This window comes from Romboutsia sp. (assembly GCF_035470145.1).
Classification (GTDB): Bacteria; Bacillota; Clostridia; order Peptostreptococcales; family Peptostreptococcaceae; genus Romboutsia_D.
On record NZ_DATIRC010000295.1, the window covers coordinates 1 to 15,847 of the forward strand.

Annotated in this window: 17 protein-coding genes; 13 read left to right on the plus strand and 4 right to left on the minus strand. The window is 27.7% G+C overall.

Annotated features, from left to right (window positions below):
• The 4 genes from VLM92_RS12055 to VLM92_RS12070 all read left to right on the plus strand — a co-directional run.
• Nucleotides 1-904: M18 family aminopeptidase (locus tag VLM92_RS12055; protein ID WP_325276582.1), on the plus strand; the 904-nt coding region annotated here is incomplete at its 5' end.
• A 16-nt stretch (nt 905-920) separates the two neighbouring features.
• Nucleotides 921-1,673: a patatin-like phospholipase family protein gene (locus VLM92_RS12060; protein WP_325276583.1), complete on the plus strand. Its 753-nt coding sequence runs from the start codon at nt 921-923 to the stop codon at nt 1,671-1,673.
• Nucleotides 1,674-1,953: 280 nt separating this feature from the next.
• On the plus strand, nt 1,954-2,547 hold the full coding sequence (locus tag VLM92_RS12065; RefSeq protein ID WP_325276584.1) for an ATP-binding protein: 594 nt from the start codon (nt 1,954-1,956) through the stop codon (nt 2,545-2,547).
• A 167-nt stretch (nt 2,548-2,714) separates the two neighbouring features.
• Entirely contained in the window at nt 2,715-3,239 is a 525-nt protein-coding gene (locus VLM92_RS12070; protein WP_325276585.1) for a peptidylprolyl isomerase, read from the plus strand.
• Nucleotides 3,240-3,513: 274 nt separating this feature from the next.
• Here VLM92_RS12070 and VLM92_RS12075 read toward each other — a convergent pair whose 3' ends face one another.
• Complete coding sequence (locus VLM92_RS12075) at nt 3,514-5,109, minus strand: putative manganese-dependent inorganic diphosphatase (RefSeq protein ID WP_325276586.1); 1,596 nt, start codon at nt 5,107-5,109, stop codon at nt 3,514-3,516.
• Nucleotides 5,110-5,285: 176 nt separating this feature from the next.
• Between VLM92_RS12075 and VLM92_RS12080 the strand changes: the two genes are divergently transcribed.
• Together VLM92_RS12080 and adhE are read left to right on the plus strand one after the other, a co-directional pair.
• Nucleotides 5,286-5,882 carry a DUF4230 domain-containing protein gene (locus VLM92_RS12080; RefSeq protein ID WP_325276587.1) on the plus strand — a complete coding sequence of 199 codons (597 nt, stop codon included), beginning with the start codon at nt 5,286-5,288 and terminating at the stop codon, nt 5,880-5,882.
• 356 nt (nt 5,883-6,238) lie between these two features.
• On the plus strand, nt 6,239-8,875 hold the full coding sequence (gene adhE / locus VLM92_RS12085; protein ID WP_325276588.1) for a bifunctional acetaldehyde-CoA/alcohol dehydrogenase: 2,637 nt from the start codon (nt 6,239-6,241) through the stop codon (nt 8,873-8,875).
• A gap of 139 nt (nt 8,876-9,014) precedes the next feature.
• On the opposite strand, the gene VLM92_RS12090 is transcribed toward adhE, so the two are convergent.
• Both VLM92_RS12090 and VLM92_RS12095 read right to left on the minus strand, forming a co-directional pair.
• Nucleotides 9,015-9,350, minus strand: coding sequence for a hypothetical protein (locus tag VLM92_RS12090; protein ID WP_325276589.1), 336 nt, complete (start codon nt 9,348-9,350; stop codon nt 9,015-9,017).
• A 295-nt stretch (nt 9,351-9,645) separates the two neighbouring features.
• Nucleotides 9,646-9,897 carry a hypothetical protein gene (locus VLM92_RS12095; protein ID WP_325276590.1) on the minus strand — a complete coding sequence of 84 codons (252 nt, stop codon included), beginning with the start codon at nt 9,895-9,897 and terminating at the stop codon, nt 9,646-9,648.
• An 87-nt stretch (nt 9,898-9,984) separates the two neighbouring features.
• Here VLM92_RS12095 and VLM92_RS12100 point away from each other — a divergent pair, with 87 nt between their 5' ends.
• The 7 genes from VLM92_RS12100 (at nt 9,985) to VLM92_RS12130 (ending at nt 15,454) form a co-directional block, all read left to right on the plus strand.
• Nucleotides 9,985-10,713, plus strand: a complete 729-nt coding sequence (locus tag VLM92_RS12100) for a YkgJ family cysteine cluster protein (protein ID WP_325276591.1) — start codon at nt 9,985-9,987, stop codon at nt 10,711-10,713.
• 13 nt (nt 10,714-10,726) lie between these two features.
• Nucleotides 10,727-11,638: an MBL fold metallo-hydrolase gene (locus tag VLM92_RS12105; protein WP_325276592.1), complete on the plus strand. Its 912-nt coding sequence runs from the start codon at nt 10,727-10,729 to the stop codon at nt 11,636-11,638.
• 50 nt (nt 11,639-11,688) lie between these two features.
• Nucleotides 11,689-12,483 (plus strand): GTP pyrophosphokinase family protein, encoded by a 795-nt coding sequence (locus tag VLM92_RS12110; protein WP_325276593.1) that lies wholly within the window; start codon nt 11,689-11,691, stop codon nt 12,481-12,483.
• A gap of 97 nt (nt 12,484-12,580) precedes the next feature.
• Entirely contained in the window at nt 12,581-13,273 is a 693-nt protein-coding gene (locus VLM92_RS12115; protein ID WP_325276594.1) for a metallophosphoesterase, read from the plus strand.
• Nucleotides 13,274-13,369: 96 nt separating this feature from the next.
• On the plus strand, nt 13,370-14,242 hold the full coding sequence (locus VLM92_RS12120) for a hypothetical protein (RefSeq protein ID WP_325276595.1): 873 nt from the start codon (nt 13,370-13,372) through the stop codon (nt 14,240-14,242).
• 135 nt (nt 14,243-14,377) lie between these two features.
• Nucleotides 14,378-14,938, plus strand: coding sequence for a 5' nucleotidase, NT5C type (locus VLM92_RS12125; RefSeq protein WP_325276596.1), 561 nt, complete (start codon nt 14,378-14,380; stop codon nt 14,936-14,938).
• Between the two features lie 30 nt (nt 14,939-14,968).
• Nucleotides 14,969-15,454 carry a hypothetical protein gene (locus VLM92_RS12130; protein ID WP_325276597.1) on the plus strand — a complete coding sequence of 162 codons (486 nt, stop codon included), beginning with the start codon at nt 14,969-14,971 and terminating at the stop codon, nt 15,452-15,454.
• Nucleotides 15,455-15,555: 101 nt separating this feature from the next.
• Here the strand turns inward: VLM92_RS12130 and VLM92_RS12135 are convergent.
• A partial coding sequence (locus tag VLM92_RS12135; RefSeq protein ID WP_325276598.1) for a class II fructose-bisphosphate aldolase occupies nt 15,556-15,847 on the minus strand: 292 nt, incomplete at its 5' end.

The following is a 15,847-nucleotide window of genomic DNA, read 5'->3' on the forward strand; positions in this document are numbered from 1 at the left end:
AAGAAGTAACAACATATTAAAACCAATCGAGAAAATGGTAAATATAAATAAGCCGGTTTGTATAATACCAAATGTTGCAATACATATGAATAGAACTGTAAATGAAGGTTATGCATTAAACAAACAAAAGGATATGTTACCGTTAGTAGGAATTTTAAATGATAGTTTAGAAAAGGATAATTTCTTATTAAACCAATTAGCTATTAATCTAAATGTAAAAGTTGAAGATATAATAGACTTTGACTTATTCTTATATGAATTTGAAAAGGGAAATTTAATAGGAGCTAATGAAGAATTTATATCAACAGGAAGATTAGATAATTTATCTATGGCTCATGCGAGTTTACAAGCACTTATAAATGCTAAAGGGCAATATGGAGTAAATATAGTAGCTGTATTTGATAATGAAGAAGTAGGAAGCTCTACTAAGCAAGGTGCGGACTCAAATATGTTGTTAAATATACTAGAAAGAATTTGTATAGCACTAGGAAAATCAAGAGAAGAGTTTTTCAATTCTATGTATTCTTCTTTCATGATATCAGCAGATTTAGCGCATGCTGTCCATCCAAACATGGTGGATAAACATGACCCAACTAGTAGACCTGTTATGGGAAGTGGTCCAGTTATAAAAATAAATGCTAATCAAGCATACACAAGCGATGCACACTCTATATCTATTTATAAATCTATTTGTAAAGAAGCTAATGTAGAATATCAGGAATTTGTAAATAGATCGGACGAAAGAGGGGGAAGTACTATAGGCCCAATATCTTCTACTCATATAGATATACCTTCAGTAGATGTAGGAAGTCCAATACTTGCGATGCATTCTATAAGAGAATTAGGAAGCGTAGATGATCACTATAGTATTTATAAAACATTTAATAAATTCTATGAGATATAGGTAAGGAGAATGGAACATGAGAATAGGATTATGCCTTTCTGGTGGAGGTGCTAAGGGTTCATATCAAGCCGGTGTTGTAAAAGGATTATATGATAGAGGAATAAATAAATTTGATGTTATATCAGGAACATCTATAGGGGCAATTAATGGATATTACATATTCACAGGAAATGTTGAAAACCTAGAAAAAATGTGGATAAATATTGATTCAAATCCTGAAAACGATATCAAAATAGTGGATAACACTGTGGATAATTCGTATGCTATCGATGAATTAAAGAGACTTATTAATAGAAATCAACAGGAAATGGATTTCTATGTGAACTATATAGAGATAGAAAATAAAAATGTTAGGGAAAAGGTAGTTAATATATGTAAAGAGAATAAGGAAGATGCGTTAAACAGTGTAAAATACAGCGCCTTGCTACCTTGTAATCCAAATGCAACATTATCTTTTAATCAACAATTTATGAAAGATGTAAATGAAGGGTTATACGATGGATATAAACTTGATGGTGGATTAGTTAACAATACATTAATAGAACCATTATTTGAAAAAAATGTGGATAAAGTTATAGTAATATCCACAGCTAATGATTACGTTTTACCAGATGAAGTAAAAAATAAGTATAATACAGATAATATAATTGTAGCTAGACCTAAAACTATATTTGAAAAAAATGATATTTTAAGGTTTGAAAAAGAGTTTTGTACCAAAATATATAAAGAAGGATATGAAATAGGAAAAAACTTAGAAATAAATATTTAAATATATATTCATATTTTGATTTCTATAAAATAGAAATGAAAATATGAATATTTTTATATACCAATGGATTATAACTTAGCTGATTTGTGGATAAGTTATAATTCCAACCGATAGACTTGAGCAACGGACCTGATTTTCAAGGTCGTTGGCGACATGAGCGAAGCGAATTTTTATGTAAATAAATAGAATTGTATCAAAAATATTGAATAAATTGCTAAATGTTAGTATAATAGAGAGGTTCTTTAAATGTAGAAAATAATATATGGAGTTGATATAAATTATGGCAACTAAGAGAATAGCAGTTTTAGGTGGCCCTAGATGTGGAAAGACTACATTAATACAGCATTTATATGTAGAAATGAAAATATCGGGATTAGATGTAGGATATGCGCTAGAATATTCAACAGAATATTTAAAAGATAAAGGAATGATAGAAACTATATCAGAACAATATGGTATTTATTTAGGTCAAAAAAAATTAGAAGATGAATTATCAGTATTTGATTATGCTCTTACTGATTATGCTACTTTTGTACCTTATATATATGGAAGATTTATGTTAGGAAACAAAACTAGGAGTAATAAGGAAATACAAATACTTAAGGATTTATATTGCTTAGCAATAGAAGATATACAAAACTATGACATGATAGTATATGTTCCAAGAGAATTTGGATATGTGCAAGATGGAGTAAGATGGCAAGCGGAAGATATAGCACTTCAAATAGATGAGTCGATATTAAACTTTTTAAAATCAGAAAATATTAATTTTGTGGAAGTAAAAGGTTCAACAAAAGAAAGAGCTAAACAAATATTAGACTTATTAGATATTGAATATCAGGAAACGCCACAATTAAATTCAGAAAATAAATAAGCTACTATTTTATATAGTAGCTTTTCTATATATTCAAAGCTATTGATTATATTAACAAATCGAATTTTTATATTTTGAAATTTTTGTGAGATTTTTCTAGAAGTTAGTATATAATAATAAGAGTAAGAATACATAAATAAATAGTTAGAAAAGAGAGGAAGATAAATATGGAAAATAAAAATCCTATAGTAACTATAGAAATGGAAAATGGAAAGAAAATAGTAGCAGAGTTATACCCAAATATAGCTCCTAATACAGTAAAGAATTTTGTAACATTAATAAATGAAGGATTCTACAATGGAGTAGGATTCCACAGAGTTATAGAAGGGTTCATGATACAAGGTGGATGCCCGAATGGAAATGGAATGGGTGGACCAGGACACTCTATAAAGGGAGAATTCAGAGGTAATGGATTTACTAATAATTTAAAACATGAAGCAGGTGTTTTATCTATGGCTAGGACTATGGCTCCTAACTCAGCTGGTTCTCAATTCTTTATAATGCACAAAAACTCTCCACACTTAGATGGACAATATGCTGGATTTGGTAGAGTTATAGAAGGTATGGATGTAGTTAATGAAATAGCTACAACTGCAACTGATAGAGGAGATAGACCTAAAACTCCACAAGTTATGAAAACAGTAACGGTTGAAACTTTTGGTAAAGATTACTCAGATGTAGAAAAAATGTAATTTGTTTTTTTATAATTGGTAAAACATACTATTTACAATTTTAAAAATTTGTTTTAAAATAGTATAGAAATAAATCCTAAAACACAAAACATACAAATTATATTTTAAACCACAAAATTAATCTACACAGATTAATGAGCAAGAAGATTAAACGTATTTTATATAAAGGAAGGTAATATACCTTCCTTTCAGATTGTAAAAGTATCTTTCAAAACATGGAAGGTACTTTTTTCTATACAAAAAGGTGCCAATAAGCTTGGCACCTATAAAATAATTATATATTTTTAACAGCAGCAGTTAAGTTTGGAACTAGTTGCTTCTTTCTAGAAACAACACCCTTAGCAAATACTCCTTGCCCTGCATTAACATTGAAAGCTTCAGATATTACATTATCATTAGCTTTGTATATTAAGTAAGAACCTTCTTTGATTATATCAGTTATAGCAAGAACTAACATGTCATAATTAGTTGAATTTATATAAGATAAAAATTCATCTTTTTTAGCAAATATAGAATCTATATCTAAAGTAAATACTTGACCTATACCAACTCTTTTTCCACTCATACTAAATTCTTTAAAGTCCATGTTTACTATTTCTTCAATACTATACTCATCTAAAGATGTACCAATTTTGAACATTTCCATAGCATAGCTTTCCATATCAACTTTAGCAATCTTACTTAACTCTTCACAAGCTTTTTTGTCCATTTCAGTAGTAGTTGGAGATTTGAATAATAATGTATCAGATAATATAGCAGATAATAAAAGACCAGCTATGTGGTGAGGTACTTCAACATTATTTTCTTTGTACATTTGATATATTATAGTACAAGTACATCCAACAGGCATAACTCTGAATGACATAGGAACATCAGTAGATATACCACCTATTTTATGATGGTCAACAATTTCTACTATATTAGCTTGCTTTATACCATCTGCACTTTGAGCATATTCATTATGGTCAACTAAAATAACATTTTTCTTAGTTGGATTTAGAAGATGTCCTCTAGAAACTAATCCTAAGAATTTATTGTGGTTATCTACAACAGGATAAGCTCTGAAGTTTGTGTTTAACATAGTTTCTTTTACATCATCAGCATAGTCATTTTCATTGAAAATAACTAAATTATCTGTAGAAACTATATCATTTAAATAGTTACATTGATTTATAATATTAGATGTCTTATAAGTATCATAGTTAACAGATACTATAGAAACTTCATTTTGCTTAGCAAGAGCTAATAAATGGTCAGATATTTCTGTTTTACCAGTTAATACTAGAAGTTTTACTTTTGTATCTATAGCATACTCTATGATATCGTATCTATCACCAACTATAGCTATATCTTCTTCTGTTAATATATCCATAACACTTTCCATACCGAATGATAAAGTTACAACTCTACCTTTTACATCATCACCACAATTTACAAGTACTGAACCATTAAGGTTCTTGCATATATTTGATAGAGACGTATGTACAGTATTAAAGTGTTGATGAAGAAGACTTTTTGCTATCTCTTGCATAGTAACTAGTCCTATAAAATCTCCATCATTAGATATTACAGGTAATGTTTTTACATGTACACTTTCCATAAGGTTGTAAGCTTCTAGTATAGAAGCATATGGTGTTAAAGGTTCTACTTTATCATAACTTAAATCTTTAACTTGTATTTTTACATTTTTTAAAACTTCAGGAGACTCTACTTTAAAGTAATCTAGAGCATATTGAGCTTCTTTTCTTATTTCTCCTAGAGCATAAGGTGTTGCTTTTTCACCTAATTGGTTTTTTAGGTGTGCTAATGAAATTGAAGAGCATATTGAATCTGTATCTGGATTCTTATGCCCAAAAACTAATAATGTCATTTTAAAATACTCCTTTCATAAAGTAACATATATTCAATTTAATAATATGCTAAAAAGTATATAGATTTAAACTCAATAAAAATATTATATTTAAAAATTCAATACGTAATATTTTTGTTGAGTTTATAAATATATTTGTTAATAACAAAAATATTATATCAAAAGGAGGAAACTATGTGTTACAAAAAGCAAAAAAAATTAATAAAGTAATTATATTATTACTCATTTTAGTAACAATAATAACAGGTTTATACTTTATACATAAGTTTAAAAATAATCAAAACATATATAAGGATACTACTAAGGTAATGAATACTCTAAGCCAAGTATTAAATTTAAGTACAGTAAAGTACAATTATAGTAATGTTATTACAGTTAAGAAGGATAAAAGTATAAACAATATAAGGATACCTTTTACTGAAAAATCATTTATTATAAAATATAATGGAATAATAAATGCAGGGGTAAAGCCGGAGGATATAGATATAGTTAAAAATACAGGAGAAGAGATATTTATAGAAATAGAAGAGTGTGAGATTTTAGATCATTATATAGATAGTGATAATATTTATGTTTATGACGTAAAAAACTCAATGTTTAATAAACTAGAAATTCAAGAAGTATTAGATGATATAAATAAGTATAAAAAAGAATATGAAGAAAAAGCATTACAAGAAGGTTTAATGAAGGAGATTATGAAAGCTACAAAAACTAGTATAGAGAACATGTTGAAAAATATAGGATATAAAGAAGTAGTTGTAAATTTTAAATAATAAAAATGTTAATTAGATAACTAGAATCAAGATTGAATTCTAGTTTTTTTCTATTTAGAATGATTCGAAAAGATGAAGATTAAAAGTTGATTTGGAGAAATTGATTAAATTTTAACTAAATGCATTGCAGAGTAAAATGTATGTATAAACAAGATTTAAAATTACATTAAAAGATTAGAAAAAAGATCAAATTAAAGTAAAAACAAATAAAAACGTTTTCATAAACTGAAATAGATAAAAAAATAACAAAAAATATTGACACATTTAGGCGGTTAATGTATTATCTAATTATGGAAAGTTTGTTAAATAACTAACGCAGTCTAATATAAATTATAATCATTTGGGGGTACAGCACTATGAGTAAAGAAGTAAAAAAAACTAAAACAGTAGAAACGAAACAAGAATTCAGTGTAGAAAACATGATCAATGATTTAGTAATAAAAGCTAACGTAGCAAAGGATGCTATGCTAGAGTTAGATCAAGAAGCGATAGATAAAATAGTAGGTGCAATGGCTAAGGCAGGTCTTGATAAGCATATAGAACTTGCTCAAATGGCAGTAGAAGAAACTCAAAGAGGAATATTTGAAGATAAAGTAACTAAGAATATATTCGCGACTGAATATGTTTATAATAGTATAAAATATACAAAAACAGTTGGAGTTATAGAAGAGAATGAAGAAGAAAGCTATATGATGGTTGCAGAACCAATAGGTGTTGTAGCTGGAGTTACTCCTGTTACTAACCCAACTTCAACAACAATGTTTAAATCATTAATATCAATAAAAGGAAGAAATCCAATAATATTCAGTTTCCATCCATCAGCTCAAAAATGTTCAGCTGAAGCAGCTAGAATATTAAGAGATGCAGCTATAGAAGCTGGAGCTCCGGAAGATTGTATCCAATGGATAGAAGTACCATCTTTAGAAGCTTCAAGTGCACTTATGAAAAACAATGGTGTAGCGTTAATATTAGCAACTGGAGGACCTGGAATGGTTAAGTCAGCTTACTCATCAGGAAAGCCAGCATTAGGAGTTGGAGCAGGTAACGTACCTTGTTTCATAGAAAAAACTGCTGATATTAAGCAAGCTGTAAACGATTTAATATTATCTAAGACATTTGATAACGGAATGATATGCGCCTCAGAGCAAGCAGTTATAGTAGAAGAATGTATATACGATGAAGTAGTAGGATTAATGAAAGGATACAACTGTTACTTTGTTAATGCAAAGGAAAAAGAATTATTAGAAAAAACAGTTATAAATCCAGAAACTAAGTCGTTAAATCCAAATATAGTTGGACAAAGTCCATACACAATAGCTAAAATGGCAGGATTTGAAGTTCCTAAAGATGCTAAAATGTTAGTAGCTGAAATAGGTGGAGTAGGAATGGATCATCCATTATCTAAAGAAAAGTTAAGTCCGGTACTTGCTTGTATAAAAGCTAAAAATGCTAAAGAAGGTATACAAAGATGTGTAGACATGACTGAATTCGGTGGATTAGGTCACTCAGCTGTTATACACTCAAATGATGATGATGTAATATTAGAATTCAGTAACAGAGTAAGAACAGGAAGATTGTTAGTAAATGCACCATCTACTCACGGTGCTATAGGAGATGTATATAACGTGAATACACCATCATTAACTTTAGGATGTGGATCTATGGGTAACAACTCAACTACAGATAACGTATCAGCTGTAAACTTAATAAATGTTAAAAAAGTTACAAAGAGAAGAATTAATATGCAATGGTTCAAAGTACCTGAAAGAATATATCATGAAGTTGGATCAATACAATACTTAGAGAAGTTACCAAACGTTGAAAGAGTAATGATAGTAACTGATAGAATGATGGTTCAATTAGGATATGTTGAAAAATTAGAATATAACTTAAGAAAAAGAAGAAATCCAGTTATGATAGATGTATTTGCTGATGTGGAGCCAGATCCATCTGTAGATACAGTATTAAATGGTGCTGAAGCTATGAGAAAATTCAAGCCAGATACTATAATAGCTTTAGGTGGAGGATCTGCAATGGATGCTGCTAAAGGTATGTGGTTATTCTACGAAAACCCAGAAGCAGATTTTGAAGATTTAAGATTAAAGTTTATGGATATAAGAAAGAGAATATACAAGTTCCCTAAATTAGGAAGACAAGCTAAAATGGTAGCTATACCAACTACATCAGGAACAGGTTCAGAGGTTACATCTTTCGCTGTTATAACTGATAAGGTAAATAATGTTAAGTATCCTTTAGCTGATTATGAGTTAACTCCAGATGTAGCTATAATAGACCCAAGCTTTGTAATGTCTGTACCAGCAGCTGTTACAGCAGATACAGGATTAGACGTGTTAACTCATGCTATAGAAGCTTATGTTTCTGTAATGGCAACTGATTACACAGATGCTTTAGCAATGAAAGCTATACAAATGGTATTTGATTACTTACCAACATCATATAAAGGCGCAACTACTGCAGAAGGTAAAGAAGCTAGAGAAAAAATGCACAATGCTTCTTGTATAGCTGGTATGGCATTTGCTAATGCTTTCTTAGGAGTAAACCACTCGTTGGCTCATAAGTTAGGATCTGAATTCCATATACCGCATGGTAGAGCAAACGCAATATTATTACCACATGTAATAGAATACAATGCAACTGCACCAACTAAATTTGCTGCATTCCCTAGATACAAGTCATATGTAGCTGATAAAAAATATGCTGAAATAGCTAAGTCATTAGGATTAAAAGCTAATACTACTGAAGAAGGTGTTAAGAGTTTAGTTGAAGCAGTTAGAAACTTAATGAAAGAATTAAATATGCCGATGACTATACAAGCATGTGGTATAGAAGAAAAAACATACTTTGATGCAATAGAAAAGTTAGCGTTAGATGCATTTGATGATCAATGTACGGGAGCTAATCCAAGATTACCATTAGTAACTGAATTAAAAGACATATATGCAACAATATATGGAGTAAAGAAAAATAAATAAATTATTTAAATATTCAGAAAATTATATTGACTATATATTTAAAAGATAATATAATTTAGATATAAATAAATGAAAAAACAATAAAGGGGCCTATTAAGGCCCCCTTATTATTTTTTGGAAAATGTAGTTTAATTATAATTTATATTAATGATTTATACATAGATACTTTTTCAAGATTATTTTTCAAATGTATTACACAATTAGAATAGTCAATCTCAAAGTTTGCAAAAGCTGAAAATAAATCTATGTCTCTCATTAAGTGTACAGTCATTGTATGGCCCTCTTTGTTTAATCTTAATATAATAGACCTAACAAAAGGAAATTGGATTCTAGAACTAAGTAAATGAGAGCCGTTATTATCTATATCTAAACTACGATAATTGATATCTATAAACAAATCTAAATCATTATCTTCTTCTCTTATTATTCTATATTCAAAATCTGTGTCTAAATTCAAGCTGCCTATTGTTATCATTTTTATACCTCATTTCGTAATTGATATTTATATTAAATCATTATAACCTATATAAAGATTATTAACTAGAGTGATTAAAGGTTATAAATTTAAACATAAAAAGAGCTTTCGTTGGGGGAACGAAAGCTCAAATTGGGGGAGATTGAGTTAAATATTTAATTTTATACTACTATTATGGACATATAAATTTAATTTATACATTAAATATAAAAAATAAATATAGTTATATGTATAGTTTAATATTAGGTCTGTAGCTTAGTTACAATAAAAAATGGATGCAAAAGCATCCATTTAGTTATCTTTTTTTATTTATAAATTTAGGACCTAAATATTTTCTTATATCATCTTCTGAAGAGAAGTCATCTATAAGAATTTCTTTACCACTTTCCTCTAATACAACTAAAACTTCGCAATCACCTTGCAAGAAGAACTTTCTAACAGTTTCTTCTCTAACTTCTCTAACTTTAGTTATGTTTTTCTTTTGCTTTTCGTAGTCCTTAGTATAATAACTATCCATCATATTTATTATCTTTGTATATCTATTCATAAAATTTACCTCCTATAATTAGTATTAAAAAATGTGTTATAATAATTGTTTGTATTAACTTAATAATTATAACAAGGAGTAATAATAATGACTAGTATAAAAAAGAATGATATTTTAAATTGTATAGATTATTGTAAACAAAATAAATTATTTAATAAGTTGAATAAGATATATTCAACTTTACCAAGTGGAGATTGTACAGGCTGTGGTAACTGTTGTATGGAATCAGTTGGGATAAATTTAATTGAATTTATAAATATATTTGAATACTTAAAAAATAATGAGGAACTAAGAAAAAAATGCTTAAGTAAAGTGTTAGATTATTATCTTTTGGAATTTGTACAAAAAAATGCATGTCCATTTAAAGATGAAAAAAATATGTGTTTGATATATGAAGTAAGACCATTAAATTGTAGATTATTTGGGCACTGGATAAAAGACGATTACAATAAAAATTTATTAAATGTAACTCAAAGAAATTTAGATTACAATACTATAATAAAATCGAAATATGGATTTGATATAAATGATGAAGTTGTTAATTATAAAATACAATATTGTGAAGATTTTATTCCTCAAAATGATTATTTAGATAAAGCTACTAGATTAGAGTTTGCAGATGAACTAATGACCTTAGATTCAAATATATATTCTAAGGAAATTATAGATATAGAGTTTAAAGATAGGGGTATAGTTGAATATTTTATAGATTATCTATTAAATGAAAACGTAGCCTATAATATAAAAATAAGAGTATCTAAAGATGAAGCTATAAGAGATAGAGCAATTAATAGATTGAAAAAAATGTTATTGTAAATTAGGTGATTATATGGAATTGATAAATATAAAGGGGAATACTTTTTATATAAAAGGTGGAACAAACACTGGAGTGTATATATATGGGGATAATACGGCTTTAATCATAGACCCAGGATTAAGTGGTTCAAGACCCAAAAGAATAATTAATATGCTAGAATTAAATAATATAAACTTGAAGTTTATTATAAATACACATGAACATAATGATCATTATGGTGCATGTAATCAATTCAGAGAGCATTATAAAAATTTATATATACTATCATCAGAATATGCAAAATTATATATAGAGTACCCAGATTTATTATCTAGATATATCATAGGTGGAAAAAGCAATGAGTTTATGGATGGAAAGTTAAAAAGTAAATCATTAGAAAAAATAGATATAGATAAAACACTAAAAGAAGGTATAGTATCTTTAAATAGTGTAGATTTTACTATAATAGATTTTAAGGGTCATACATCAGGGAGTATAGGTATTTTAACTAAAGATAAAGTACTATTCGTAGGAGACTTACTGATTGGTTCAGAAATGCTTTCAAAATATGATTTCCTATTTATATATGATTTACAAGAATATATAAAGTCCATAAATAAATTAAAGATTATAGATTTTGAATATCTAGTACTTGGTCATGGTAAAGATACAATTACAAAACAAGATAGTAGAGAATTAATAAAAAAGCATGAAGATGCTATTAATAAATATATTAACCAAATAAGGGAAGAATTAAATACCTCTATGGGATTAGAGAATCTTTTGAAAAAGATAGTAGTAAAAAATAATTTGAGAAACAATTATAAAGCATATCACTTCTTTAAATCATCTCTTGTATCAGTAATTAGTTATTTAGTAGAGTTACAAGAAATTGATTATATACTATCTGATGGGGAATTGCTTTATTATACCAAAAAAAAATAAATTATGTTAAAATAGATATGACTGTAAAAATAGAACAAAGGGTGAGTGAGATGGAATACGAAAAATGGGATGAAGTATTAGCTCCTTATGACCATGCTGTTGAAGAGTTAAAGGTAAAGTTTAAAAATATAAGAAAAGAATTTATGGCAAAAGGAGAGTACTCTCCAATAGAATTTGTGACAGGTAGAACTAAAAAGATAGCATCTATAATATCAAAAGCAAAGCGACTTAATCTTGAAGATATAGAATCTGAGATGGAAGATATAGCTGGGATAAGAATAATGTGCCAATTTGTTGAAGATATATATACTATAGTAGAGCTTATTAAAAGTAGAAGTGATATGTCTATAGTTTATTCAAAAGACTATATAGAAAATTTTAAAGATAGTGGATATAGAAGTTATCATGTTATAATTAAATACCCTATAAACTCAATTGCAGGTTCAAAGGAAATTTTATGTGAAATACAGATAAGAACGCTTGCTATGAACTTTTGGGCAACAATAGAGCACTCTTTAAAATATAAGTATGAACATTATATACCAGAAAATCTAGCTGTGAGATTAAGAAGAGCAGCAGATGCGGCATTTTTATTAGATCAGGAAATGAGTGAAATAAGAGAAGATATAATGAAAGCTCAAGTTATGTACCAAGTCAAATCTGCAACTTTAAGAGATGTATTAAATAAAATACAAGAACTATATAATTTAGGAGATACACATAAAGCTCTTGTATATCAAAGAAGACTAGATAAAATAGATAATGAAAGAGATATAGCAGAAATACTATACCTTAAAAAAGAAATTGATACTTTATTAGAACAATACAATAATAAAAATAATTAGATAGTTATCCATACTAGTGGATAACTTTCTTTTTTAAATTATAGAGAAATAGGAAATAATATATAAACAAAGATATAATTAGAAAGGAATACAGATAATGAGTTTATATGCAATAGGAGACTTGCACTTTTCAACGGCGGTAAATAAGCCAATGGATATATTTGGAGATAATTGGACAGGTCATGAAACTAAAATAATTGAAAGTTGGAAATGTAGTGTAAAATATGACGATCTAGTATTAGTCCTAGGAGATACTTCTTGGGGTATAAACTTAAATGAAGCAAAAGAAGATTTAGATATAATAAATAAGTTACCAGGTCAAAAAGTACTTATAAAAGGAAATCATGATTATTGGTGGACTACAGTAACTGGGTTAAATAAATTATATGATAATATGAAATTTTTACAAACAAACTTCTATGAGTATGGAGATTATGCTATTTGTGGGGGTAGAGGTTGGATGTGCCCTAATGATGTTAAATTTGATGAAAATGATGCAAAAATATATAAGAGAGAAGAGAATAGATTAAGATTATCATTACAATCTGCTCATAAAAAAGGATACACTAAGTTAATTGTTATTACCCACTACCCACCTACAAATGATAAGCTTGAAGAATCATTATTTACACAATTATTTGAAGAATATAATGTAGAGAAGGTTATATATGGTCACTTACATGGAAAAGAATCATTTAAAATGGGATTAAAAGGTATCCAAAACGGAGTAGAATATATATTAGCTTCTTGTGACTATACAGATTTTAAATTAACTAAAATATTAGATTAATAAATTGAAAAGTTGTAAATACTATAAACTAAATGGTTAAAATAGGTACATTGGGGGATTTTTGCTTTAATATACAAAAGAAGGAGATGTTTGTCAATGAGATGGATATTAGTATTCTTATTTTTATACCTTATTCCCTTAATAACCTTGTTTAAGAATTATAGTAACTTTAAAAGATCTTGTATGTATAGTAGTGTTTATGTTGTACTAGTAAGTACAATAGTTATAACAAATATTTATATGAGTGGATTAAATAAAATAAAAGAAGCTATGTATTATCATAATTATGCAGTTGAGAATAGATATTATGATAAGTATGCTTCTAATTTTGACAAAGATTTTGATTCAGAAAATAAAACAAATATATCAAAACATGAGGATGTAAGTAAGATAGTTGATGAAGAAGATAAGCATAAGGTAGAAGATAAAAAAAATAGTGAAGACTTAACGGATGAGGAAAGTAATGGCTTGAAAGGTAAGCAACCTCTAAAACCTATAGAGGATATAGAATCTAATCAAAAAGCAGATAAAGAGATTATATTTGAATTTAAAAAGAAAATTTATGATATAGAAACTGTGGCTTTAATTCCTATGAGAGACTGTATGCCATATACTACAAATATATCAGAGAACATTAAAAATTTAACTAATATAAAAGAAGATTTAGAGTATGCTGGGCAAAAATGCGAAGAAGTAATGGATATTTATGATAAAATGGAAATACCACTGCTTTCTAATAATGAGTATACAAAAGTATTAGATAATGCAAGAAGTGATGTAAAGAAAGCATATGAGTTAAGAAAAAAGGCTATGGAATCATCTATTAAATTAATCAATACTAAAAATCCAAAATATATAGGTAAAATAACAGAATATCTAAATTTATCAGATAATCACATAACTAGTTTTAAGGAAAGGTTAAGTGATCTAGATAAAAAAATAGATGAAAATAAAACTATATACAATTAAATTATATAAAGCTTACCTTTTCGGGTAAGCTTTTGGTATTATATACATATAAATAAAGTACGAGTTTTGATTTATAATTTAACATGTGATATAATGTTCGATTGTAAAGTTCAATAGGTAATTAGGGAGGATAATATGAATAAATTAAATATATGTATTGATATAGATGGAACTATAACTAGTCCATATCATTTTATTCCGTATTTAAATGAATTGTATAATAAGGATATAACTGAAGATCAATGTAATACTCATGATTGGCAGGATTTATATGGAGTAGATATGAATACTATGCTGAATGAATTCCATACAAACTATATGCATTCTTATTCAGAAGCTGAAGTTGTAGAGGGAGCAAAAGATGTTATATATGAATTATACTCTAAACATAATTTATATTTTGTAACAGCTAGAAATGAAAAATTGACAGAGGTAACTACAAATTGGCTAAATGACAAAGGATTTTCAAACATAGATGTACATTTACTAGGAAGTGATTATAAAGTAACAAAAGCTAAGGAGCTTGAGTGTCACATATTTATAGAAGATAATCCTACAAATGCCATACAATTAGCAAAAGAAGGTATGAGAGTTTTGTTAATAGATACTAATTATAATAAAGAAATTGAACATGAAAGTATAACCAGGGTTAATAGCTGGAGTGATATAAAACAAGTTATAGAATCATATAGCTAAAAAGTACCATTTAGCGGGGGAGGTGATCTTGTGGTAGAGTTAAAAATAGAAAATAAAAAAGGTAACATTAATGTTAGTAGTAAAGAAGTAAAAGATATTATAGGATTACGTCCAGATTTTGAGTATGTACAAGATATATCAGATACAATAAATCAAGAAAGTATAATGGCATTTGATTGTCAACTAGCTCAAGACGTATTCGATATGCAAGATATAGAAGAGGTACTTGAAGAAATTGGAGATGAGATAGATGAATCTTACTTTCATGTACTATTTGAAGACGTAAGAGCATATTTAAAAGATGCTACAGACGAGATTGAAGAAGAATTACAAGATAATTACCTATTTGACAATGTAAGATGTTTCTTTGATGTATATAATATAGATGAATCATTTACTGATTTTAAGTTTGTATTCCTTGTAAGTTTTAAAGATATAAAAATAGCATCTCTTACTAACTTATCTAAGATAGTTGGTAAAAGACAATTAGTAGGTGCATCTAAATTTTACAGCTAAAATAAAAGACCTTATTATTTAGTTCAAAATAATAAGGTCTTTTCTATTTTGTAAAAATTTAAATTTAAAATCTGTATAGAATTATAATCCTTAACAAATAATTAAGCTTTGTTTACAGAACCGAATAATTCCATTTTTTCTTTAACAGTAGCTTTTATAGCTTCGAAACCTGGAGCTAAAACCTTACGAGGGTCAAATCCTTTACCTTGTAAGTCTTTACCAGATTCTATGTATTTACGAGTAGCAGCTGCGAAAGCTAATTGACATTCAGTGTTAACATTTATTTTAGAAACACCTAAAGATATAGCTTTTTGTATCATGTCTGCAGGTATACCAGTTCCTCCGTGTAATACTAATGGCATAGTTCCTGTAGTATCGTTTATAGCAGCTAAA